The organism is Micromonospora sp. D75 (assembly GCF_018070405.1).
GTDB lineage: Bacteria > Actinomycetota > Actinomycetes > Mycobacteriales > Micromonosporaceae > Micromonospora > Micromonospora chalcea.
The window spans coordinates 1-1950 of record NZ_JAGPXV010000861.1 but is presented as its reverse complement, the minus strand read 5'-3'; the positions used below and the strand labels follow the sequence as shown (position 1 = coordinate 1950).

The following is a 1950-nucleotide window of genomic DNA, read 5'->3' as shown; positions in this document are numbered from 1 at the left end:
CCGGGGGGGGGGGGGCGCGCGGGCGGCGCGGCGCCGACATCGTCGGCGCCACCTTCTTCGGCGACGGCGCGGTCAACGAGGGCATGCTGCTGGAGGCGTTCAACCTGGCCGCGCTCTGGCGGGTGCCGGTGCTGTTCGTCTGCGAGAACAACGGCTACGCCACCACCATGCCCGTCGAGGGCGCGGTCGCCGGCACCATCGCCGGGCGGGCCGCCGCCTTCGGCATGCCGGCGGCCGCCGTCGACGGGCAGGACCCCGAAGCGGTACGCGAGGTCACCGCCGCCGCCGTCGCGCGGATGCGCGCCGGCGGCGGCCCCGAGCTGGTCGAGGCCCGCACCTACCGCTTCGACGCCCACCACACGTTCGAACATCAGGTACGCCTCGACTACCGGCCGCCGGAAGAGGTGGCCGAGGGCCGGTCCCGCGATCCCGTCGACATCGCCGGAGCGCGACTCGACCCGGCGGTACGGGCCGAGGTGGACGCCGCCGTCGAGGCGGAACTGGACGCCGCCGTCGAATACGCGCTCGCCGGTCCGCACCCCGACCCGGCGACCGCACTGGACCACCTGTACGCCAGCGGGCTCACCGCCCGGACCGGAGGTGGCTGATGCCCCGGCTCTCCTACCGCAGGGCGCTCACCCGGGCGCTCGCCGACGAGATGGCCCGCGACGAGTCGGTCGTGGTGCTCGGCGAGGACATCCGGGTGGCCGCCGCGAACGTCACCACCGGCCTGCTGAAGAAGTTCGGCCCGGAACGGGTCCGCGACACGCCCCTGTCCGAGCAGGCGTTCACCAGCTTCGCCACCGGCGCGGCGCTGGCCGGGGCCCGCCCGGTGGTGGAGTTCCAGATCCCGTCGCTGCTGTTCCTGGTCTTCGAGCAGATCGTCAACCACGCGCACAAGTTCCCGCTGATGACCGGCGGCCAGTGCGCGGTGCCGGTCACCTACGTGGTGCCCGGCTCCGGCTCCCGCACCGGCTGGGCCGGGCAGCACTCCGACCACCCGTACGCGTTGTTCGCCCACGTCGGGGTGACCACAGTCGTACCGGCCACCCCGGCCGACGCGTACGGGCTGCTGGTCTCCGCGATCCGCTGCGACGACCCGGTGGTGGTCTTCGCCCCGGCCGGCGCGCTGGACCTGCGCGCCGACGTCACCGACCTGACGCCGGTGCCGCTGGGCCGCGGGATCGTCCGCCGCCCCGGCGCCGACGTGACGGTGGTGGCCGTCGGGCACCTGGTGCACGACGCGCTCGCCGTCGCCGAGGAACTCGCCGGGCAGGCGTCGGTGGAGGTCTTCGACCCCCGCACGCTCTACCCCTTCGACTGGGACGGCCTGGTCGAGTCGGTGAGCCGCACCGGGCGGCTGGTGGTAGTCGACGACGGCAACCGCTCCTGCGGCATCGCCGGGGAGATCATCGCCACCGTGGTCGAGCGGGTCCGGCTGGCCGCGCCACCCCGGCGGGTCACCCGCCCCGACGGTGCCGTGCTGCCCTTCGCCCCGGCCCTGGACCGGGCCGTGCAACCCGGCCGCGACCAGCTCACCGCCGCCATCCAACTGACCCTCAAGGACGGATGAACGATGGACCCGAACTACACGTGGCCGCCACTCGGCCAGGCGTGGACCGACCTGCCCGAGTCCACCCGTACCGCGATGGTGACCACCGGCGCCGCAGCCTGGGAGAAGATCTTCCACGGCCGGGCCACGTACAACAAGCAGTGGCGGCTGGCCCGCCCGCCCGTCTTCACCGCCGACGCGTTCGGCGAGCTGAACGAGGTCTGCGACCGCATCGCCCAGCTCATCCTGGAAGCCTGCCGGCGTCGCGCGCGCACCGCCGGTGAGCTGCAGCGGCTCCTCGACGTGCCGGAGGGGGAAACCCGGCTGCTCGACCCGGACGAGGAACTGCACGAGGGGCTGCTCGCCGCGTACCGGCCGGACGTGCTGTTCTCCGGCGG

2 protein-coding genes and 1 pseudogene are annotated in these 1950 nt (G+C 74.3%); all 3 read left to right on the top strand.

Annotation, left to right across the window (positions count from 1 at the left end; translation table 11 throughout):
* A partial coding sequence (locus KBX39_RS30010) for a thiamine pyrophosphate-dependent enzyme (RefSeq protein ID WP_247660752.1) occupies positions 1 to 608 on the top strand: 608 nt, incomplete at its 5' end.
* Positions 608 to 1573, top strand: coding sequence for an alpha-ketoacid dehydrogenase subunit beta (locus tag KBX39_RS30005; RefSeq protein ID WP_064445768.1), 966 nt, complete (start codon positions 608 to 610; stop codon positions 1571 to 1573). The genes KBX39_RS30010 and KBX39_RS30005, both read left to right, overlap by 1 nt.
* Positions 1574 to 1576: 3 nt before the next feature.
* Positions 1577 to 1950: pseudogene (locus KBX39_RS30000) on the top strand (hypothetical protein); the annotation flags it as partial.